At 53.4% G+C, this 21,674-nt stretch carries 17 protein-coding genes; all 17 read right to left on the minus strand.

Annotated elements, in window-relative coordinates; genetic code table 11:
- Positions 1-248: hypothetical protein (locus tag ALP40_RS25960; RefSeq protein ID WP_147478301.1), on the minus strand; the 248-nt coding region annotated here is incomplete at its 3' end.
- A gap of 106 nt (positions 249-354) precedes the next feature.
- Complete coding sequence (locus ALP40_RS07450; RefSeq protein WP_183136016.1) at positions 355-1,155, minus strand: hypothetical protein; 801 nt, start codon at positions 1,153-1,155, stop codon at positions 355-357.
- A 49-nt stretch (positions 1,156-1,204) separates the two neighbouring features.
- Complete coding sequence (locus ALP40_RS07455) at positions 1,205-2,197, minus strand: DUF2515 family protein (protein ID WP_122207667.1); 993 nt, start codon at positions 2,195-2,197, stop codon at positions 1,205-1,207.
- Positions 2,198-2,208: 11 nt separating this feature from the next.
- On the minus strand, positions 2,209-3,348 hold the full coding sequence (locus ALP40_RS25780) for a hypothetical protein (protein ID WP_259640687.1): 1,140 nt from the start codon (positions 3,346-3,348) through the stop codon (positions 2,209-2,211).
- A 10-nt stretch (positions 3,349-3,358) separates the two neighbouring features.
- Positions 3,359-3,613: a PAAR domain-containing protein gene (locus tag ALP40_RS07465; RefSeq protein ID WP_122207668.1), complete on the minus strand. Its 255-nt coding sequence runs from the start codon at positions 3,611-3,613 to the stop codon at positions 3,359-3,361.
- Between the two features lie 34 nt (positions 3,614-3,647).
- A complete protein-coding gene (gene tssA, locus ALP40_RS07470) occupies positions 3,648-4,742 on the minus strand; it encodes a type VI secretion system protein TssA (RefSeq protein WP_122207669.1) in 1,095 nt (364 codons plus the stop codon).
- Between the two features lie 103 nt (positions 4,743-4,845).
- On the minus strand, positions 4,846-5,364 hold the full coding sequence (locus tag ALP40_RS07475; RefSeq protein WP_122207670.1) for a type VI secretion system tube protein Hcp: 519 nt from the start codon (positions 5,362-5,364) through the stop codon (positions 4,846-4,848).
- A gap of 146 nt (positions 5,365-5,510) precedes the next feature.
- Positions 5,511-8,006 (minus strand): type VI secretion system membrane subunit TssM, encoded by a 2,496-nt coding sequence (gene tssM / locus ALP40_RS07480; protein ID WP_122207671.1) that lies wholly within the window; start codon positions 8,004-8,006, stop codon positions 5,511-5,513.
- On the minus strand, positions 8,006-8,923 hold the full coding sequence (gene tagF, locus ALP40_RS07485) for a type VI secretion system-associated protein TagF (protein WP_122207672.1): 918 nt from the start codon (positions 8,921-8,923) through the stop codon (positions 8,006-8,008). Before tagF ends, tssM begins: the two co-directional genes overlap by 1 nt.
- Positions 8,924-8,957: 34 nt before the next feature.
- Complete coding sequence (locus ALP40_RS07490; RefSeq protein WP_122207673.1) at positions 8,958-12,851, minus strand: type VI secretion protein IcmF/TssM N-terminal domain-containing protein; 3,894 nt, start codon at positions 12,849-12,851, stop codon at positions 8,958-8,960.
- A 27-nt stretch (positions 12,852-12,878) separates the two neighbouring features.
- Positions 12,879-13,592 (minus strand): type IVB secretion system protein IcmH/DotU, encoded by a 714-nt coding sequence (gene icmH, locus ALP40_RS07495; RefSeq protein ID WP_122207674.1) that lies wholly within the window; start codon positions 13,590-13,592, stop codon positions 12,879-12,881.
- Complete coding sequence (gene tssK, locus ALP40_RS07500) at positions 13,589-14,932, minus strand: type VI secretion system baseplate subunit TssK (RefSeq protein ID WP_122207675.1); 1,344 nt, start codon at positions 14,930-14,932, stop codon at positions 13,589-13,591. Before tssK ends, icmH begins: the two co-directional genes overlap by 4 nt.
- Positions 14,929-15,639, minus strand: coding sequence for a type VI secretion system lipoprotein TssJ (gene tssJ, locus ALP40_RS07505; protein ID WP_122207676.1), 711 nt, complete (start codon positions 15,637-15,639; stop codon positions 14,929-14,931). Before tssJ ends, tssK begins: the two co-directional genes overlap by 4 nt.
- A gap of 81 nt (positions 15,640-15,720) precedes the next feature.
- Complete coding sequence (gene tssH, locus ALP40_RS07510) at positions 15,721-18,324, minus strand: type VI secretion system ATPase TssH (protein WP_122207677.1); 2,604 nt, start codon at positions 18,322-18,324, stop codon at positions 15,721-15,723.
- Entirely contained in the window at positions 18,321-19,391 is a 1,071-nt protein-coding gene (gene tssG / locus ALP40_RS07515; RefSeq protein ID WP_122207678.1) for a type VI secretion system baseplate subunit TssG, read from the minus strand. The genes tssH and tssG overlap by 4 nt, the downstream gene beginning before the upstream one ends.
- Positions 19,355-21,187 carry a type VI secretion system baseplate subunit TssF gene (gene tssF, locus ALP40_RS07520; protein WP_183136017.1) on the minus strand — a complete coding sequence of 611 codons (1,833 nt, stop codon included), beginning with the start codon at positions 21,185-21,187 and terminating at the stop codon, positions 19,355-19,357. The genes tssG and tssF overlap by 37 nt, the downstream gene beginning before the upstream one ends.
- Positions 21,187-21,669 carry a type VI secretion system baseplate subunit TssE gene (tssE, locus tag ALP40_RS07525; protein ID WP_122207680.1) on the minus strand — a complete coding sequence of 161 codons (483 nt, stop codon included), beginning with the start codon at positions 21,667-21,669 and terminating at the stop codon, positions 21,187-21,189. The genes tssF and tssE overlap by 1 nt, the downstream gene beginning before the upstream one ends.
- Between the last annotated feature and the right edge of the window lie 5 nt (positions 21,670-21,674).

Below are 21,674 nucleotides of genomic sequence, written 5' to 3' on the forward strand. Positions count from 1 at the left end.
ACCAGACCGTGGCGCTGGGCGCAGCTGCCGTCATCGCAGAGTATGGCGAGGCTGACGGGCTGACCGATGAGCTGCTCGGGATCGTATTCGGTGTCCTGCACCAGCACGTCGAGGGTGTAGCGCGGCACACGGCCAAGGCGCTCGACGCCGTGGACGCGCAGGGCCTGCAGCTGATGCTCGCCCAGGGACGTGGTGAGTTGCAGGAGGCGGCCGCTCTGGCTGAGGGCGGTTCCGAAGGTCAGGTCCATGGTGCATTGCTCCATTACGGCTTGCATCGGATGACGGCGTGACGCCGAGAATCCAGGTTTCGGTCGGCGTCGAGGAGCGCCGGTCAGTTGTCTATTACCGATTACGTCAGTTCGCTAGCGCTGAGATTTTCGGGTTCTCATATCGCTCGTCGATCTCGATTCCCATTTTTTTAAGTTGCGTCTCGGTGCTTTTACGCACCTGTGCCATGCGGTTGAGCTCGTCAGGCAACAGCTCCTTCCACTGCTCACGATTCTCGTTTTCAATGAATTCCTTATAAAATTCGCTTTCTGATTTGAACGTCATAGTGAACAGGTAGGAGCCCCGGTCTTGTGGTGAGTCGCTACTGTTTTCTCGCTGTACTCTTAGGTAGAGATACTGGTCGCCGTTGTGAAACATCCACGTGTTGATAGCAGGCAAAGCATTCCATTCTGTTTTGCTGAGCTTAAGCTCCGGATCACTCCACGGGCCAGTCGACACAGAGTTCCCCAGGATTTCATCCTTGCTGTCGAATTTTGAGGCCTGTGAACCTGAAATTCTTGCTTCGTCAGGATAGATATATCTATGCCAGCCGGAGGAGGCGAGGTTATGAACCTGGCGGTAAAAATAACTCATGGCGTCTTCGTGCATTGAGTCCTGAGGAACGCCTGCGGCATAAATATCAAAATCCGTTACGGTACCGGCGGGTGTCGTGACGATGGTAATGTTGTGTATGTTTTCAAGATTCAACGTGTTGCCATTGGTAATGACTTTGGCCTTTATAAGGTCGTTGGACGCTGACGGCACGCCAAACTGGTAATTACAAAAATGTGAATCACAGTCTTTAACAAGCTTCACTGTAGTGGACGACAGTGTAGTTTCTATCGAACCATTAAGTGCCAGTTCAATTTCAAGTTTTCCGGTGTTCATGTCTGGTCCTCCACAGCCGGTTAAAAGAAAGAAAGCAACAATAAGATATCTAGTCATTGCGCTCACTCCAGCTTGCTATTGTGGCGATCGCCTGCTCCATTTCCTTGGTGTTTTTTTGCATTCGGCGATGGTAAGCAGAAGCGATATTACCGATGAACGTCATTCTGTCCGTCGGGTTATAAAGCTTTCCTTTCGTCATGACGATATCAAGATTGGGATCCTTGGTTTCGCACGCAGTGCTGAGTGCTGCAAGCCGACGTGGGATCCCCATATAGCCCTCAGTAAGCGCTTGACTTCCGAGAAGAATTTTAAATGTGGTGCTGTCATAGATAAGCGGTTGCAATATCTTCAACTGTTCATGATTGGCAATCGCCATCAGGTGTGCAAATTGCTGTTCCGCTCGTTTGTTTCCATTGCGGTTCGTTTCTATTTTGCGAACCAAGTTAAACCCTAAAACTATATAATCATTGAAGACCAAGTTTTTTATTTTAGGCAGTGCCTCATCGAACCACGGCAGCTTTGCGAAGTAGGGTTTAAACTTCGCATCGCATTTGCTAAGGTCTCTTTCTTTGACGCATTCATTGAAGTGTTCTGGGAAGTTTATATAAAACCAGTGCCAGACAAAAATATCCTGGAATAGCCAAAAATTTCCTTTGCCCAAAAATATCTTTGTCATCTCGAGCGGCGGCGTAGGGACAAGTAAATAGCGCAGATTTGTATCACTTGAGTAATCCAGCGCACACATCACCTGTTTGCTGGCAAACGCAGCAAGGCCCGTCCAATAGAATCTGCCTTTTAGTTCAGGCTTGCCATTAGCCTCTTGCTCAAGATAAATACGTGCGTAATTACCCGCTATGCGCGCTGCCCGCGTGCTGAATCCTTTGATCAGTTGATAACGGGCTGGCTGCTTATGTTCAACGCGAGTCTTTACGCTCAAGCGCCTGACCGCCTCTTGTTGCCCGAGCGTCCACAGCTGGACGCAACCGGGGTTCAAATCATTGACCGAGCAGGCGTCTTGATTGAGTTTAAAGTCTTGTTTCATCGGATTCTGCTCTACCCAAGGTCAACTGCGAATTGATCCACTTGTTCGGGTTCAAGTGGCAACGCTTTTTGACTGGAACCTAATAGCCAAGCTTGCGTTTGAGTGGCTGCACGTCTTTCAAACACTAGAACTGCTCCACCATTTTTATTGCCAACGTGGAAAGCAAGCCCCAAGGCGGTCATGTGACATGCGCTCGCCCCCCGTTCGCCTGCAAGGAATGCCTGGCCTATGACATGCTCCTGCATATCACAGTGAGGCAGTTGCGTGGTGAGGTAATGAGAAAGGTGCTCAAGTCTCTTATCGTGATGATGGCCGTCGGTAACACATGCTTTGATATCTTCTGGCCTTGCGCCTGCCTGTTCGTAAAGCGTCTCAGCAAGTTGCCTTAAATCATCGCTGCTTGCTCTGGCTTGCAATGACCTTGGGGCATGGTCACGTTTCATCGAAGGGTAAAGGTACCAGCCGTTTCCGCCTTCCGGATTAGCGTGATCCACGCGACGTAAACTCAGTATCGCCACACTTTCACCTGCCATCAACTCACCAGTTAACGTCGCTGCTCGGCTTTGAGTAGCCCATGTGTCTACGCTGAGGCACAGCAAACCAGACGCTTCCAAATGGTTCTGCAGCGCCCCGGGAAGCCACTCGTCGAAGGCTAGCGACGTTGATTCGAAACCTTCGCCCGGTAGATAGTCGAACGGCCAGACCGTCAATACTTCGGCCAGCCATGGATCGGAAGCAATATCGGTAGGGGCAAAAAGTATGACCTTTGTGCTTTCCCAATCTATGCTTGAAGCGAACTCACTCCATTGGGAAAGCATGCCTTCAAGCAGTTGCAAGGCACGTGGCAATGGCTGAACTTCCGGGTTTTTAGCTGGCCAGCGGATACGACGAATATTACGACGATGACCTGCAGCACTAATCAGTCGCGGGTCATGATCAAAGTCGGCGTCGGTCCACTCTGTCATTTTGCCTGTGGCTGCTCTTGCCGGTTCAAGGTTAGGCAGCCATAGCCAGGCGTTGTCGAGTGCCATACGTGCAAGGTCATAATCGGCGGGCGCCCGAGCTGGGGCTACCAAGCGTTCTTCCTGTTCGCGTCGCTCGCCAATCACGTCCCAAAGAGAGCGGTGACCTTGGCCATAGGGCTTCAACATGCTGCTGTCCTTATAGAATTCCGGTGTCGCTGTTGGTGGCGACCAGGCTGGAACCACAGGCGGTTTTATCGCCATGACGAGCTACTGCTCTGCCATCGACCAGCGTGGTGGAGTCTCCGGTTGCGATCACGCACGCCCCATGAGGGCACATGACCTTGTCTCCCATTCTGGCGACGGCCCTGCCATTGACGAGCGTTGTGGTTGAGGCTTCAACAACCACTCCCGCTCTGTCAGTGGGATCGTTAAGCAAAATGATCGGACGCATGACTGAACTCCTTGTGGGATGCTATGACCGTTCTTCAGTCTCGTTGTTGTAGGGTGCCAAGAACGTCGCGGATGCCATCCACCACGCTGCTGTCCTTGATCACGTCATTCAGCCAGTTCTCCAACGGCATGTTGCCCCATTTGATGGCCCGTTCGACCAGATAAGGAACTGGGCTGTGAGGTTCTGTTTGCTTGAAGAACTGCACCACGCCTTGTAACAGGGCAAAGGCTTCATCCCGGTTTAGCGGCACAGTGCGCATAGGTGCATTGACGGGAGAGGCAATTTCCGTCTTGGTGACCGGCAACTCTTTGACCGGCTCGGCTGCGGTGCTGTCTTCGGAGGACTGACCTGGGGTGGGTGCAATCTCTACACCACGCTCTTTGAGCAATCGTTCCACCAATTGCCGAGCATGTGTGAGGACGTCATTGAGGCCAAGAAAGCTGGGTGCATCGCGTTCGAAGACGGCGTCAATAGACGTTTGTAATTGCTGGCATGCCGCCAGGCATTCACTCATTTCTGCGTATTTACGATGCAGATGTTCAGTATCTGTAAGTACCACTGAGCGTTGAAACAACTCAGCGTTGATCTTGCCTTCTTCAAGTGCCTGATTCATCGCTGAAGAGTTCTGGCGAGCCAGGTTTTCAACCTGACGCGACTCTTCATATTTGAGTAGGCTATACCCTTGCCCTTGAGTAATGGGTAGCGTGCGAACGACACTGGACAATGTGTTATTAAGCCAGGTCAAACGGGTAGCGCGTTCTTCCACGCCCTCTTCAAGTGAGGGAAAAAGGCTTTCCCAAAAATCTTCCAGCATGGCTTGAGCCAATGCCAGCGAAAAGCGAATGCCACGGAAATGGTACCTGTGAGCCAAGCCTTCGCCCAGCCAGGCTACGAGCATAAGATCTTTGCTCTGCTCCGTGATGCCAGCGCTTGCCAGTTGCACCACTTGTTCCCAATCTGCCTGTTTCAGATCCGTCTGCCAATCGCCCTGCGTTAAATAATCCGCATCGGCTCGACGTGCTTCTTTGATCTGGTCGAACAAGCTGGAGAAGCTCATATCCTCACCGGCACTGTCCCGGATAGGCATACGCAGCGTAGAAAGAGAAAGATCGTCAAGGATGTCAGACATGGACGGCTCTACATGCAAAGGTGGAAAAAGAAGGCCACCGCGTCTAAGCAGACGCGGGACCCTCGGGTGAGCGGCTAAATAAAATCAGCCGCTCGAGGCCTTATCAGGAGTAGACCTTGTTGAGCGAGCGGTCCCAGCCGCCGGTAACCTTACCGCCACCGGCGCCATCGGCGCGCTTTTGTTGGGTGTAGGTGGTTTTGATGCGGGAGAAGTTGAATTTGATTTCTTCCATTGGAAGATCACTTTCAGACTTTACTTCGCCACCCAAAGGCAGGTTGCCCAAGAAGTTGACCGAAGAAATCACGACTTCTTCCAAAGTGATGGTCAGGTAGGTCACTTTATCGCCACCCGCACGGTTCACGTTCAGAACAACTTCCTTGATGTGCTGACCTTTGCAGCAGGACTCAAAGAGTTTAGGCGAGGCCTTGTCCACATATTTGCGGATGGTGAAGTCGCTCAGGTTTACACGCTCCGATGAAGCACCACCGGACGAGCTTGCGGTTGCCGAAGTCGCCTGGGTAGCGCCGTATTGGTAGCCCAGGACTTCAATCGAGTCCTTGTTTTTGTCGTCCAGACTTTCACCTGGTATGCCGTCAATCTTGAGGAATGCGTCAAATGCCATTTTCACTTCTCCTTAAAAGGGCCTGTGTTATCCAGGTATTGGATTTGCCCTGTGTTTGACCCCGCCTTATCGCTGCGAGGCCGCTCTGAGTCGTACGTGCCACTTCAGGCGCATGTACGACAATGGTTTCTATTTTTGTCGCGGCGTCAGTTCAGCGCACGCACCTCGATTTCAACCCGCCTGTTGGGTTCAAGGCAGTGAATCAGCTCTGCACGCGGCATCTGCATGTCACAACGTACCAAGGGTTTATTACTTCCTTCGCCCACTGCGTCAATTAACTCTCCCGGCAGCCCTTTGCCCACCAGATAGGTTTTGATGGTCTGTGCGCGCTGCTTGGAAACCTGCAAGTTACTCTGAGGGTCGCCAATCTGGTCGGCATGACCGGTGATGACGATCTTGCCGACGTTGGCGGTGTTCAATAGCTTGCTGGCAATCGCGCTCAGTTGGCGCTGACCAGCAAGTTCCAGGCTCTGGAAATCTGCACGACCGAACGCAAACAGGGTGTCGGACTCCAGCGTGATGGTTTCGATCGACTTCAGCGACTGCGAAAGCAGGCTGTTGATGTAGTTACGGGAGCTTGAAATAAGAAACGCGTTATTCAAAATGCGTGGGACATCCAGTTCACGAATCTGGTCGCTGTAGAACCCTATCTGTCTTCCCGCGTACTGGTAATCGTCGACCTCACCAGCACTTTGTGCAGACATACCGACAGCGTGAGGAACCTGTTTGTTAATAGCCGGATACCAGTAGTCTGGAATGCGTGCTTTGAGGATTGAAGGATCGGCTTGCTCGCGCTGTGCTTTGGATAGCATCAGGTACGTATCAAGAGTTGTCTTGCCGAACGTAGCAACGGATTGTGCACGATTGTCGATCGGCAGCGCTCGCGGCTCTACGCTGTCGATGCCTGTCACAGCGGTTAGCGAGGGGGCGTTGCGTTGATAGATCTTGATACTGCTCAGCAAGTAGAGCGAGCGCGTCAGATTATCAGCGGTTGGCTTGAGCATGACGCTTTCCAGGCGCGCAAAGTAACGTTGGCGTACAAAAGGTTCTACCTCATAACCTTTGTATAGGCCGAGGCGCATTCCCAATGGCACGCCACCGTCGTGGTGACGTGAATACAGGTCTGCTGATGTCTGCCGCAATTGGTCAAGCGTCTGCCACTGGGTGTACTGATTGACGGTCTGTGCGTCCTTCTGTACTGCTGCAGTAAGCCCGTTCGAAATAGATTCAATCGCTGCTTTATTATTGCTGTAAGAGACTCCCCAACCCACACAGAGCAACAGTGCTGCGAATGCGGCTGCACCAATCCAGCCTGCCTTGCGTCGAGTCTCGCTGCGATTGCTGGTGTACAGGGCTACCAGATGTTGATCCGGAATAATGACTTTCTGGAACAAACTGTTAATGAACATCGGCTGTGCCAGACCGGAGACAGGTATTTCTCCTGCCGACTCAGCCAGCGCGAAGCGTTCGCTGACATGACGCGCATGCAGTCCCTGGGCAGCTTTTTCTGCATCCAGAGCGCTAGTGAAGTAGAAACCGCGAAGCAGCTCCGCACTTTGATAAGGATTTGCCCTCAATAGGTCTGTGACAAATGCCTGAAGCAGCGGCTTGAGAGCTGTCAGTTCCAAAGGGAAGCGGTAAGCCGCCGGATCCTGTCGGGTCGCCTGGATATCCTGCTGCACGAGTTGCTGGTCGGCGATGTGCTGCCAGTGGTCCACCAGATCGCTCATTGCTGCAGTGAAGCGCTGTCCCCAGTCTGACTGTCGGAACCCTTCATGCGCAAAGGTCTTGCCCATCACCTCGCCTCGGGTCTGCACATCCAGTTGGCGATAAAAGTGGGTAAATCCTGGCACCAGATCGCATTTGGTGAATACCAGATATACCGGCAGGCGCAATTCGAGCAGGTCGTGGGCCTCTTGAATTCGCTCACGCAAGCGCTTGGCCAGACGTTCGAGGCTCTCGGGCGTTGAGCTCAGTATGTCCTCGATACTGACAGCAACGATCAGACCATTCAGCGGACGTCGTTGTCTGTGCTGGCGAAGCAGACCCAGGAAAGCACGCCATTTTCCGGCTTCTTCCTGATTATCCATATAGCGTCCTGCGGTATCCAAAAGCACCGCCTCGGAGCTGAAAAACCAATCACAGTTACGAGTGCCGCCCAAACCTGCAACCCTGGCACCTTCGCGTTCGGCATAAGGGAAGTTGAGACCGGACTGATAAAGCATCGTGCTTTTACCTGAAGCCGGTTGGCCGATAACCAAGTACCAAGGAAGTGCATAGAGCGCATCTTTGTTTGGCCCTGCTTTGCCTTGATTCCCTTGCAGGCGTTCAATGCTCTGCAGCAAGCGCTCGCGCAGAAGGCTTACTTCCTCGCGATCTTGGGGGCTTGAGTTGAGGACCGCCTGATCGGCGTCTTCGCGCAGCAAGGCTTCCAGGTCGTGACGGGGCGACACGCCACGGTACATGATCAGAACGTAACCTGCCGATAGCAGAAGAAACAGTCCGATGCCAGCCAAGAGGCTGTACAAAGAAGTGAAACCCAGTGCCACGCCAACCGACCAGACCACAAAAATGGCCAGGAAGAACATGATCCCCAGTACGTACGGCTGGTATTTGAAAAAGTAATACTTGATCCTGTTCATCAATACGGCTCGTCCCGAGCGCTGACGAAGCGCTCTATAAAATCATTCAATGCAAGGTGGTCATCGGGTAACGCCAATGCAGCGGCAGATTGCGGTTCCGGCGACGGATCCAGCAGGTTGTAACGATCTGCGGTTGAAGAGATGCCCGTGAGTATTCGATAGATTTCATCGCTCCCCCGCGAAGGGAAACAAAGAAGTCCCGGACGCATGAAGCTATCTACCAGAACACTTACGTCAGGCATTCCAGGCTTACCTCGCAAGCGAGAAAGCAATGTGCACCACATGTCGGCCATCGGCCGTTTGAGCCCGCTTTCGGCAGGTAGCGGTAGGCTTATCGCTTGCGGTGCCTGATTTCTGAGCGCCTTTCGCAATCTGTAAAGGCTTTCAAGTCCTGACTGTGTGTTGAATTCGGGATAACTGTGGCGAAGTGGCCGGGCTACGTCGCGCAGGTTGAAATCCGCTAGAAATTTTTCGTGCACGCGGCGATACAGATCCAGATCCTGGGAAGTCCACGATCGCATTGCTCTGATACGGGCGAATATCTGTTCAATATCTGTACCCTGAGCCGCTTGCATAAGGAGCGGTTTGATCTGTCCGGCAAAGAGTTCGCACAGGGTATGCGGGCTAAAGAACAACTCATGATCTGCCTTCACACTCTGAAACACCATGAACGGGTAACGGCGGCCGCTTGCATCGCGAGAACTGATGAATCCGCCTAGCAACCATTGACCAGTACGGCTGCGATAGGAGAAGAAGCACACAGGCAGGTCATCGAATAGCTCGCGCCAATCGTCACGCACTTGCATGCGGCCCAAACCATTCTGCAGCCACAGGTCGAACTCACAAACTTCAGACATCGCACCATTCAGGCTTACGAAGTCCGTGCTCGCAGGGACTTTGCCGAAACACCCTATCATCGGCCAGCGACTCCTTTGCAATGTATTGCCATGATCAGTTTTTCTGCCCAGGATCGTTGAGAACGCTAAGTGCCTTGACCTGAGCCAGGTCGGTCATTTTGACTCCGCCATAGTTGCGAACGACCAGACTTACCGGGCCTGCGGCTGATTGCCAGCTAAAACGTTGCTGTACCGTGTCTAGGTCGGTGACGCGAGCGCTGTCGTTCATTTTCAGCAGACCCCAGCGGCCCGGATAGTCGAACACGGTGATGCGTTGACCTTCGAGCGTCACTACATCCAGCCGTGCTCCAGGGGCATTGGTGCTGCCTGGCCACGAGAACCGGTTCCAGCTGGTACGACCGTTGCGATAGTGCTGCTCTTGTCCGTCGAGTGTAAAAATGATGTCGGTGTAACGGGCCGACGGTTCCAGCATGATTTCGAAGCCATTCTCTTTATCCGAAAGGCTGGCTATGACTTGGCCGACAGAGCTGGCTTTGTCGATACTGTCGATCATCCTGGCGTTGACGAGAGGAGCAGCGCTTGCCCCAGATCCCATCCCCAGACCCTCTCCGCCGGCTAGGTTACCGATCTCATTACGCTTGAAGGCGGGGAGCAGGCCGGTGTCTGGATCCACAAAACGCTGCAGGTCTTTGACGGATGCCTCGTTCTCGCTGCCCTGCACAATCGGATACCGATAGGCCATTACCTGTTTCCAAGGCCGTGCGACATCTTGTGACCATGCTTTGGCGATTTGTTGTCCGGCAGGATCACGTAGCGTTTCCCACGAGTATTGAAGCGGCGAACTGAATAAGCGTTGCAATGAGCTCGACAACCCGCCCTCAGAGGTGTCAACACTGGTTTCAATATAATTGCGTACTTGTGTTACCTCTGAAGGCTGCCCTTCCAGCGTTTCGCTGATCAACAGTTTGCTGTTTTTACCGACATCCTGCGATCGCTGGATGTTGGTAAGACGCACCTTCAGTTTCCGGAGGGCGGCCAAATAACGGTCCATGATGGTGCTGTCTGCGCCTTCAGCGTTTTGTGTCGCGAACAGTCGCGCAACGGGTTCGAAGCGTTTGGCCAGCACGCCGTCGTCTACTCTTGGTAGCGCCACCACCATGCTTTCGATCTGCTCACCTTGAGTGCCGAATGCACCTTTTATGCGACTCCAGAAACCGTCATCCGTCTTACTTGTAGAAGAGACAGACGACGTTTTCGGCAAATCCCAAAGCGTATTCTGATTGACCGCATACAGTAGATTCTTGACGGGGGAATTCTGTACATCGCTCAGCATCGCCAAGCGTTCTGTGGCGTTGGCCATATCGGTAAAGTGACGAACGCCTACGCCCCTTAGCAGCTGGAACCAGGCATCTGCGTAATCAGCCTTATAGCGAGCCATCAGCTCGCGGACAAAGTTAGCCTTCTGCACCATGCCATTGCTGCCCTCGCTATCGAGTACCCAGTCAGTGTCGTTACGCAGGTTGCCAGACAGTAATTTGATGAGCTCGGGTTGCAGAAACTCTTCCCAACCCTGGCGTGTGTAGATCGCCGGGACGGCTTCCGATGAGAACAATTGGTCACGACCAACAGCGGGCACCATATCTGCCAGCGTAAGCGCTGGAAATTGCCGGCTCGACTCCAACTGCAAGCGCAAGTATTCGCGGTCTACCAGAGAACTGGCAATCATGAACGAACGCAGACTTTGGCGGGCCTCGGTAATCAATTGCTCGTTGCGCCGCAGTGCAGGTGCCGTCCCTTGTTGAAGGTAACGTACATACATTGCTGTGTTGGCTTCGATCAATTCCGGACTGACTTCTTGTCCCTGTGCTTGCGCCGCAAGCAGCCAGGCTTTCGGCAACTCGTCTGCCACGAACTCCGCATCGCGATGCTCATCCGGGCGTGTAAGGATTAAATAAAGTTTTAGAGCGCTGTACGCTTTAATAACCGAGGACACCTGTTGCTCTGTCAGGCGGCCCAAGCTGTCCTCGGAAAGCGAAAGTCCTGCAGTCAGTGCAGTGTCTTCAGCGCGATCTGTACTGGATGTAGACTTTGCTTGGTCACGGAGAGCATCAAGAGTACGGCGGCGTCCAGCTTCCCCAGCCTCGTTGACGCCTGACCTCAACTGTCCGGCCAGGTCGGCAGTACTGCGTGGCACAGTGCTCGGGACCTTGGGCACGCTAATACCCTGAATGGCAGCACTGGTTTTAGCAGTGGTTTTGGGTGAGCGACGTTTATCCGTAGGCGCCAGCGGAGAGCGATCAACTGTTTGAGCAAACAGATTCAGTTCGCGAAGCTGAACTTGCAGCTGCTTGCCTATAGGCTCCAGAGCCTGTGTACGTAATTGCTGTAGGTACGCTTGACGCAATGGTGTCAGGAGCTCATCCCCACTGTATAAGCCTGCACCTAGGACAAGTGGCACGCCATTGTTGTCATAGCCCTCGAATTTGGTCAGGTAAGCGCGCAACGTTTCCATCGCTTCACCGGATCGCAGGCGTTCGGCCTGGTCAGGTGCATTTTCCAGCTGCGTCAACTCTCCAGCAATTCCAGCCAACATCTCGCGGTTTTTGTTGTAGGAGATCGCTTCCCAAGCCAGTAGCGCGATACCTGCTATCGCTGCTATTCCGATCAATGTTGGAGTCAGCGACCGCGTACGGCCCAATCGTGAGTAATAAAGGCTGAGGTTCCGATCCGGGAAAACTACTTGGCGGAATGTCTCGGTAATGAAAAAACTTTTGTCCCCGACTTTGGCCGCCGATTGATTCCGTGCGGGGCGTTCTTTAGGTTCCAGAGCATAGTAATCACCGAGTGCGTCTTCATAGACCGGCGGTAATTGTTCATCTGTTTGCAGGGCGCTTGTGAAATAGACCCCTCGTACGATCGGAGGCGTGTGCCCCTGCGCAGAGCGCTCGAATTGATCAAGAAACCCTGAGATGACGGTCGATAGCTCTGCAAAATAATTGGGGAACTGCAGCAGCTCGACGCTCGCGCTGTTGCCTCCGGTAATCACTTGTGTGTCGACGTGATGCCGGACGCTCTCTAAAAGTTGTGCGAACTTTGCTTCCATTACGGCGCGTAGTCCCTTGGAACGTACGTCCGATAGCGCGAACGTCATGCCGAGAGGCTGTTGACGCTGAGCCGTATCCAGCCCTTGGAAAGCCTGATTGAACCCTGGCACCAGGTCGGTTTTACTCAACATCAGGTAGAGGGGAGGATTGACGCCCAAGCACTCGCTGTACTCGTCAATGCGTGATACCAGACGAGCAGCCAGAGCCTCGCGCTCTGCCATAGTGGCTGATACGATTTCCGGAAGGCTTACAACCAGAATCAATCCGTTTACGGCTGGCTTGGTGCGCTGTTTGCGCAGCAACTTGAGAAAAGACGCGAATTCGCTGGCTGACTGATCATCGCGCAGATAGCGTCCGGCGGTATCGATCAAGACCGCGTCGGGGCTGAAATACCAGTCGCAATGTTGAGTCCCACTGTCCATTCCGCTGGCTTGGGCTCCCGCGATGGTTGCTGATAATCCTGATCGGGTAAGCAGCGAAGTCTTGCCTGAGGCTGACATGCCAACTACGAGATACCACGGCAGATCTGAGAGTGCCGAAGCTCCGCCACCGCCAGCTGACCGAGAGGAGCGCAACATGGCAATGGCATGCTTGAGTCGCTCGCGCAATACATGTTGGTCACGGAACTCACCTTCCGCGCCCAGCGACCTGTCAACTTCCAGCTGAACCAGGCTTTCGATGTTCTGCTCGGCCCGGATGCGTCTGTATTGGCGCAGCACAATCAGCAGCAAGCAGAATGCACTGAGTAACGCCATGGCGACGTAAACGTTTTCCCGGGTGAAGCTCAAGCGTGGAAGCGCGAACCAGCACGCCAACAGGCCTATGACCAGAAGCAGTGCCAGCGCAAACCAAAAGTTCTTCAAGGAACGCAATAATGCTCTCATGTCTTCCTGACCAAATCCGTAACTGAATTAAACGCTGAACAGCTGACGGACCTGTTCGGCCAGCGCTGCGACTTCTTTGCCTAAAAGCCAGTCCAGCGTCAGATAAACCGCGCCACATACCAGAGCGATAACTATCAGGTACAGCCAAAGAGGGACTTCATAGCGGAACATTTGTGACACTTGATCGGGCAATGCCCATTCAGGTGAAAGCGCTTTGCGTGGGGTACGGTAGCGGGCAATATCCTGACCCAGCGTGTTGGCGATGTAGCGCAATTGGTCTTTTTGCTCGAGGCTGTATTTGCCTTCGAAGCCCAAGGCCAGGCACAGGTGATAAACCTCAAGTACATCGAGATTACGTTTCACGTCGGTACGTAGCGCTTCTAGCTTCTCGAAAAAGCCCTGACCAGCCAAGTGCACACCGAAGTATTGGAACTGCAGCGGATTGACCTCAATCTGGCTGCGTATCTCGCTCTGTCCCGCGTTCAGTACGCTTTCATCCAAAAAGGCGCACAGCGCGTATTGCGCATCCCTTACTTGCTCAACGCTGTAGTTGGCACGACGTGCATCGCGCTCCAGGGCCGGAAAAAACTCATCAACACTTGCGCGCATCCGGGCTACATCGCGCACTTTGTTGCCGCGACGAATCATCAGGGCCATGGTCATGAAATCTTTGACCAAGTCCTTAAGTGTCAACGTTTGCAGTGGCGCAGAAACGCCGCCTTGCATCACGGCATCAGTCATTTGAGCACCGCCATCAGTTCAAGCTTGAGGTTTTTAAAAGCACTGGGCACATAGAACGCGATGGCGTGAGCGCTCATCATGCGTTCATAAACCCGGCCGTGGGGTTCGATCGAGAAATATTGATTGTCCAGACGAACAGGAATGGCGTTCGGCGTTCGGACGCAGTGGCTCAGTGTTGCGCCGGGCATCGCAGTGTTGACGACAACCTCGATATCTTCCGGCGAGCCGACCTTGAATGCCCTGGGTACAAGTTCAAGAACCTGTGCGCCGGGCATGTCGGCATGAACCGAAATATAGAAATCCGCTTCGCTAAGCCGTGGGTCGTTGAGTCGGCCCACAAAATAGGAGTTGCGCGTCTGCTCCAGGCTGATCGGGATGTATTGGTTGGGTACGACACTGTTGAGCAGCTCACGGACCAGCCTGTCGAGTTTCATCATTGAAGCGGCAGGATCATGGTGGTCGTAAGCCGGTATGTCATTGAGCTGCGCGCTCAAAGAAAATGTCAGCAGGCTGCCAGCCAGCTCCGCAAGAAAGCTGTAAAGCTGTTCTGGATGCAGACGTGGGTGCTGAAGCAGGTGTGCCAACCCTGGATAGGCGCGGTTAACGGTATACAGGAGCCAGAAAAGACTGACATCGCTTGAACCAAACTCGGCAATCTGATCGGCTCGTTCGCGTCGTCGGCCAGAAAGCGTTTCGCTTTTGCTTTGCAGCAGCCCGAGTAAACGTTGAGCAATTTTCAGCAGCGTTTCATGCGAACCAACGTGTAGGGTTGGGTGAACGAACTGCGTATCCAGGCTGAAGCCGTTGATATTGTTTCGTTGCAGTTGAATCAGCGGACAATAGCTGTAGCCATCGAGCGAGTCGCCATCAATGAGCAATACAACATTCAAGCGCAAGCTGGTGATTTCGTTCTCCAGCTCGCCTTCGTTGATGTCAGGCAACATATCGAATGCTTTGCGAAAACGGCGTGCGCCTTTGCGCTCATCGCCCTCATTAAGGTAATTCGCACTGTAAGGTTCTGCCAGTTTGAGCGCCGCATAGACCTTCAGCTCCGTACCATGCTGCACATCCTTTAAATCGCGCGCCGCTGGCAGCGGATCGTTTTGCGGTGCGTCAAAGAGCGAGCCGTCGGGAAATACAAGCTTCAGTCGCTTGAGCTGCAACACGCCGTTGGCCAAGGCTTGTTCATCAATCTCCAGTGTTTGTACACCCCAGTGAAACGGTGAGGAGCGTAACGTTGCCTGAGCCAACTGGTTTTGGTGAAACTCGTCCTGATATTGGAAGTGTTGGGGCAGAAGGAACATGCCCTCGGACCACATCACTCGGCTCTTTTTGCTCATTTAGTACCTTCCAATGCCGAATCAAATGTATTGTTCAGCGACTTCTTAATGGAGTTATTGGCAGCATCTTCAGCCGAGTCGGCCGCCTTTGACTGCATACGCTCTACCAAACCTGGCTCGGTATCCTCTGGTTTGGTTGGCTGTACGGGAGCGATGATCTGTTCGTCATGCATCTGCAAAACGTCCTGTCCACGCTCGACACTTATACGGTTCAGGTCGAGCAGCACGCGCCCGCCCTCGGATGAAAACAGGATGCCGTCCTTACGAAACGCATCTGCGTTCAGTGCGACTTTCCAGCGGCCGCCGCTGTCGTCGCGGAAGAAAGCGGCAACGGCTATATACCGTGCTTCTTTGGCCAGAGGCCAGCTCTGCACTGAGCCGATACCCGGCAGAACCACTAATTCGCGTGTATCGAGAACAGTGTTGCCCAACGCTTGCTCCGGGTGATCGAGAAGAGTATTTGCGTCCGCAGTATTGAACCGGTCCAGCGTGGTCAACTGGTACACCTTGGTAACCACGGACAAGGGCATGCCGGTGGTGTTGGGATTCAGTTGGTTGCCTCCATCCACTGTCAGCACAATTTTCTCATCACTGCTGAACAGCATGTCGCCTGCCCACGTATCATCGACCCGTTTGCCTACTCGGTCGGTGATACCGCAAGCGGTCAACCCAAGCAACATGACTAAAACGCCCAAAAACCTGCCCATTTTACTGCTCCTGAAACACCTTCGATCAGTGCCCGGCTGTTCGGGCACTGCTGAACCTTCATCCAGATACCTGACTGTCGTTTACGTCATGGTGTATGAGAAACCACCGGTTTCATCCAGACCGATACTCATGCTGTTGACCGGCTTATCCTCTGCCATACGTCCGAGCACATGCTCTGCCAGCTCAGGCATCAATGTTCCCGAAAGGATGTTGTCGATATTTCGAGCACCGCTATCAACTTCTGTGCAACGTGCTGCGATCGTGGGTATCAGTTCTGCGCTGAACTCCAGTGAGGCTTGATGATTACGTTCGAAGCGCTCACGGATTCGTGCGAGTTTGAGGCCCACAATACGCTCCAGAACTGCGTCTTGGACCGGGTAGTAAGGGACGATACTCAAGCGGCCAAGAAACGCTGGTTTGAATACGTTGTTGAGCTGGTCGCGCAGATCCTCGACGATCTGAGCCGGAGCAGGGGGTTCGCTGACGCCTAAGCATGTCTGCATGATGCGCTCGGTTCCGACGTTGGACGTAAGGATGATGACGGTATTACGGAAATTAATTTCACGCCCTTCGCCGTCATCAAGCACGCCCTTGTCGAAAACCTGGAAGAACAGTTCAAGAACGTCGGGATGAGCTTTCTCAACCTCATCAAGAAGCACAACGCTGTATGGCTTGCGACGCACAGCTTCAGTCAGAACACCACCTTCCCCGTAGCCGACATATCCTGGAGGAGAACCCTTGAGGCTGGAAACGGTGTGCGCTTCTTGGTACTCGGACATGTTGATGGTAATCACGTTGCGCTCGCCGCCGTATAGCGTATCAGCGAGTGCCAATGCCGTTTCTGTCTTGCCCACGCCACTTGGACCCAATAGCAGGAATACGCCGATTGGCTTATTGGGATCCTCCATACGAGCACGGGAAATCTTGATGCGTTTTCCAATTTCAAGTAGCGCATGGTCTTGGCCGAGAACACGTTCGGCCAATAGTGCTGGCAAGCGCTGAACCGTATCGATTTCGTCACGCAACATCTTGCCCAGAGGTATTCCTGTCCAGCCGGAGATGACTTCCCCTATGGTGGCGCCGTCCACCAGCGAGTGTACGAGTGGCTGTTCCCCCTGAACCTTAGCCAGCTCAGAGCGCAGTCTGCTCAGATCTTCGCGATGATCCAGACCGTCATTCAGGGCGCTCAATGCATGCAACTGTTTCACCAGATCAAGCTCATTCTTCCACTGAGCGTTCAACGTCTGTTCGCGCGCCTCAGTTTCAGCCAGCTCCTCATTCAGGTGGGCCAACCGCCGCTTATGATCGCTGCCTTTGGCTTGCTCCTGTTCAAGAAGCGATATCTCTGCGCGCAGGTTATCAATCATGCGCCTGCAGTCTTCAAGCTTTCCGGGTTGTGCGGTTTGACCAAGTGCGACGCGAGCGCAAGCGGTATCGAGCACACTGACGGCCTTATCCGGCAGCTGCCGTCCGGTGATGTAGCGATTAGATAGACGAACCGCCATGACGAGCGCTTCATCCATGACAGCGACATGGTGATGCTGCTGCATCTTATCCAACAGACCCCGCAGCATATAGATCGCTTGGTCTTCCTCCGGCTCCTCGACTTTAACTACCTGGAAGCGGCGAGCAAGCGCGGCGTCTTTTTCAAAGTATTTTTTATATTCTGCCCATGTTGTAGCGGCGATTGTGCGCAGCTCTCCACGTGCCAAAGCCGGTTTGAGGAGATTGGCAGCGTCATTCTGCCCTGCCTGACCACCGGATCCGATTAGGGTGTGAGCCTCATCGATAAAGAGAATGATCGGATGAACGCTACGCTTGGTTTCTTCAATGACCGACTTGAGTCGGTTTTCAAATTCCCCTTTGATTCCTGCACCCGCTTGCAGCAAACCCAGGTCGAGTGTGTGAATGGCAACATCCTTGAGTGGTGCAGGCACGTCGCCCAAGGCAATGCGCAATGCCAGCCCTTCGACCACGGCAGTTTTACCCACGCCAGCCTCGCCTGTGAGAATCGGGTTGTTTTGGCGACGACGTGTGAGGATATCGACCATTTGCCGGACTTCGAACTCGCGCCCCAGCACAGGATCGATTCGGCCTTCACGAGCACTGCGAGTAAGATCAACCGTGTATTGATCCAACGCAGGGGTTTTGCCGTTACTCTTACCCGGCGAGCGAGGTGTCTCAGTGCCGGCAGGAAGTGGAGAGCTTTGTTGCGCCTCACTGCTAGACGAGATGAGGTCAGCAAGATTGACCTTGAGATCGTCGACATTGATCTTTTCAAGCTCTGGTGCCGAAGCTGCAACGATACGTCGCAAATCCTTGTCGTCCAGCAGAGCTTGAAGTAGAAAGCCGCTGCGGATCAGACTATTTCCATACTCAATCGATGCGAGCACCCACGCTCGCTCAATCAACTGAGTGATGTGCGGCGACAAGGCTGGCGTGCGAGTATTCCCCGTCTTGAAATCACTCATGGCGTCAGCCAACTGGGACTGTAGCCGCTCTATCACAACGTCATAGTGACGTAGAACGGGTATCAAATCGTTGTCATCCCCTTCAAGCAGTTGCAGCAGCACATGCTCAATGTCGACTTCGTAGTGACGCTCAGCAAGGCAAAGTGCCGCGGCGCTTTCTGTGGCGTTACGGCAGGTGTCGTTGAGTTTGGCAAACAGTGATTTCAGGTTCACAGAGAGACCCCATCAAAAGGAATACGGAAAACGGCGCAACGCGACGGCTTTACTTGTTCACCAGGCCTTTTAAGCCAGCCAAGCCAACCAAGGGCTGTTGTGGTGTCGCGGCCCAGACGTGCAAGTGGTACTGCCTCAGCCTTAAGCTGCGGCGCGAGTTCAAAGTCCAGTGAGGGACCTAGATAGAAACGGACCATGTCTACAAGTTTGCGGTAGTCATCATTGCCCGGCTGAAAGCGTTGATAATCGGCCAGCGCCAAGGGGCCGATATCAATACGCAGGCACGACTGGTAATCCCAAACCCGGTTTCCGGCAACGGCGCTTTGGCCAAGAGCCGCATTGGTTCTGCCTAGCTGCGTGCATTGTTCAGGGTCGAGTTTCAGCCACCGCCCAGCAAACGGGCGCAACACAAACGGCTGGCCGAAATAGAAACTCAACATCACTTCCAGGTTATGTGGGTTACGCGGGCGCTGAGTAAACAATCCCGAGAAATAGCTAAATAGTTCCTGTCGGACAGGAGAGCCGTCTGCACCAAACTTTCGTTTCTGCCCCTGCTTTCCGAATCCCACCAGATTGAGTAAATAGCGCTCAAAGTCCGACGAGCCTTTGCGCTCATGTTCGATGTGGAACTTATACTTCTGCCATGACTGATAGAAGAGCGCGATCATGCGATGAGAAAATACATCGAGAAATGCATGCGCACCGTCATCGCGATGCTGAATATGGCGATTTAAGAGCGTTTCCGTATACGGGCGCGGCAGCACGCCCGACGGCCCGATCAAGCCCATGAACGTGACCTGGACTTCGGAAAGCGCCTGCTCATTGGCATTGAGACGCTCGGCGCGTTCAAATTTCAAATCGCTAACTTCGCTGACCGGAAAATTCAGAGACAACTGTGTGCGAAAGCGCAGGGGATCGTCATGGGGCCGCGCTTCCGGATCAATCCGTCCTGCTCTGCTGTAATGCAGGCGCAGCAGTCTGACCAGTTGGAAAAATTCAAACCGGTATGGCTCTGCACGTGCCTGATCAATCAGACCAGAGGTTGATCGCCCGTTCTGGGTGGCCATTGCACAATTCTCTTTTCCCGCTGGCGGGTGCGAAGGGTGAGTTGGGTAAAGCTGTTGACGGTGCAGTACTGTCCAAAAAAGTGATCAAGCACTTTGCCGAACAGGAACACGCCGCTACCGATGTACTGGCTTTCGTCGAGTTCCAGCGTGATGCCCACGCCGCGGACAAAATTCGGCCGGGGGTGGCCTATACGAACTACCACCGGCTCACTCTTGATCGATAAAATTCCGCTGATCTGCTTGCGAACTGCTAGACCCCGTCGGTAGTTGTAGAGGCTGAGCATTTCCTGAAGCACTTCTTTACCCTGCGATACCAGCGACATGTGGTTAAGGGACAAGTGCGAAATCAGGCGCCAGATTAGGCCATCACCCAGCGGCACGCGTGCTGTGGCTGTGGGTTTCCTCAGCAATCGAATGCTGTCAACCACGCCATCCTGTTCAAAAATAAAATCGCTCTGGCTGCCGCCATAACTGAGCATTTGAGGCAAGTCGCGGTTGCTGCAGGTGAGGGAGATACTCAGCGAGTCGCTGCCTGCATCTATCAGATCGAGCTCTCGATCCACGACTCGAATCGCCATCTCCGTACCGCCTTGCTTACCTCGGCGAGAGGGTCTCCTACGGCCAATCCAATAGCATGCATCAGGTCCCAAGTCGCCGCGTGGCTCAAAGAATGGGTTGCACTCGCTAACCCTGTCCGCTCCTGCCACTTTCTTAACCCGTTGTACGCGGTCTATTGATACGACTTCGGCATGTCCTTGCAATCTGACGTCGGGTGTAACCGGGTATTCGTGACGTGTATGGGTCAACTTGATGGGCTCAGCCTGCTGTTTAAACAGGTTGATAATGGGGGTGCAACCGAGCTTGAAGTTGTTGCGTCCCACGTTCTGAGCCAGCCGTGCCAGTCGGTCTCCCATCTCATACTGTGAAAAGTAAAAGTTGAGTTCTATGTCTTTTAAATCCTTACCTGCCAAGCTTCGGTGCAAGCCCCCGATGTCGATAAACATAAACTTGTCTGGAAAGGTAAAGTAGTCATGCAACAGCCTGTATCCCAGAAACGAACGCTCCGCATAATCAACAAGGCCTTCATCGCGCTCAAAGCCTACTGCTCTCACTGATCCAGATGGCAAGCCTATTTCACGCCGCTGACCATTCTCTGTGAAACTCACTGTGGCTTTGGCCAAATTGTTGAATAACAGTTCATAGAGCTGCAGCATCAGCGTGCTTTCGCCATCAAGAAAAAAGCGCAACGTCTCTATGTCAAGCTGACCGAAATGCAGATCGGTCGTTGCGCTAAGGCCAATTTTCAGGCACGCCACCAAATCCGCACTGTGACCATTGAATGCAGACCGCTCCAGCTCAACGAACGACGCGTCACGCACGCTAACAGGCCATAAGTCGACGGGATAGCAGGTTCTAAATTTGCAGGCCACGCCCTCTATCGTCTTCGAGCTGATTTCTGTATGACGCGGGATGTTGTAACGGGCCGTCAACGTGGCGCTTGTTCCGCCTGTGAACTCGACAATGGAAAGCGCGGGCGTCGGACGCAGATAATGCGGATAAAGCACTTCTAGAAAAGCTTCGACAATTTCAGGAAACTCGTCATCGAGCTTCTTGTGTATCCGGGCTGCCAGAAAAGAGAAAGCTTCAATCAGCCGCTCGGCATGGGGGTCTTCGCAATTGTCTCCTTCAATGAGCAACCGCGAGGCAATTTTTGGATACTCACGCGCGAACTCCTGCCCGAGAAAGCGCAGGTGCGAAAGTTCCTTTTCGTAGTACGGCAGCAGATCGTCGAGAATCAATTGAGGTTCTGCACTTTGTATTCCTGGGTGTTGACCTGCAACACCGCGTCGAAGGAAACCTGACGCGTCGCATCTTGAAGATGCAACACTGCGTCAACCCTGAAGGTCAGCATGCGATGCCCAATCTGCTGATTAAGCAGTTGCACCTTCACCGCTCGAAATCGCAGATCGCCTACGGTAATTGCGCGTTCCAACTGTGCCTGGATGAGACGTCGATCCTCAGGATTCAGCACGCCTTTGCTCGTAAAGTCGGGCATGCCGTATTCAAGAATGGTGCCTGCCAACTCCGGGTAGCTTTCCAGTTGTGATGCGACCAGACACTGGCGCGTGTTGACCAGTATCTCCAGATCTTTTATCAAACTCGCTTTGTACTCACCCAGCGAACACAGTCGCTTTGACACTGCTTCGTTTGCTTGATGAGGATCATCATCAAGCAAACGATCAAACAGCGTGGGCACCAGTTGAGGTGATCGACTCATTCAGC

This window comes from Pseudomonas viridiflava (genome assembly GCF_003702045.1).
GTDB classification, from domain to species: Bacteria; Pseudomonadota; Gammaproteobacteria; order Pseudomonadales; family Pseudomonadaceae; genus Aquipseudomonas; species Aquipseudomonas viridiflava_C.

Bases quoted from the DNA above. Each gene is read 5' to 3' on its own strand.
- ALP40_RS07450 (WP_183136016.1), bottom strand. From the start codon at position 1,155: ATGAACACCGGAAAACTTGAAATTGAACTGGCACTTAATGGTTCGATA.
- ALP40_RS07455 (WP_122207667.1), bottom strand. From the start codon at position 2,197: ATGAAACAAGACTTTAAACTCAATCAAGACGCCTGCTCGGTCAATGAT.
- ALP40_RS25780 (WP_259640687.1), bottom strand. From the start codon at position 3,348: ATGTTGAAGCCCTATGGCCAAGGTCACCGCTCTCTTTGGGACGTGATT.
- ALP40_RS07465 (WP_122207668.1), bottom strand. From the start codon at position 3,613: ATGCGTCCGATCATTTTGCTTAACGATCCCACTGACAGAGCGGGAGTG.
- tssA (WP_122207669.1), bottom strand. From the start codon at position 4,742: ATGTCTGACATCCTTGACGATCTTTCTCTTTCTACGCTGCGTATGCCT.
- ALP40_RS07475 (WP_122207670.1), bottom strand. From the start codon at position 5,364: ATGGCATTTGACGCATTCCTCAAGATTGACGGCATACCAGGTGAAAGT.
- tssM (WP_122207671.1), bottom strand. From the start codon at position 8,006: ATGAACAGGATCAAGTATTACTTTTTCAAATACCAGCCGTACGTACTG.
- tagF (WP_122207672.1), bottom strand. From the start codon at position 8,923: ATGATAGGGTGTTTCGGCAAAGTCCCTGCGAGCACGGACTTCGTAAGC.
- ALP40_RS07490 (WP_122207673.1), bottom strand. From the start codon at position 12,851: ATGAGAGCATTATTGCGTTCCTTGAAGAACTTTTGGTTTGCGCTGGCA.
- icmH (WP_122207674.1), bottom strand. From the start codon at position 13,592: ATGACTGATGCCGTGATGCAAGGCGGCGTTTCTGCGCCACTGCAAACG.
- tssK (WP_122207675.1), bottom strand. From the start codon at position 14,932: ATGAGCAAAAAGAGCCGAGTGATGTGGTCCGAGGGCATGTTCCTTCTG.
- tssJ (WP_122207676.1), bottom strand. From the start codon at position 15,639: ATGGGCAGGTTTTTGGGCGTTTTAGTCATGTTGCTTGGGTTGACCGCT.
- tssG (WP_122207678.1), bottom strand. From the start codon at position 19,391: ATGGCCACCCAGAACGGGCGATCAACCTCTGGTCTGATTGATCAGGCA.
- tssE (WP_122207680.1), bottom strand. From the start codon at position 21,669: ATGAGTCGATCACCTCAACTGGTGCCCACGCTGTTTGATCGTTTGCTT.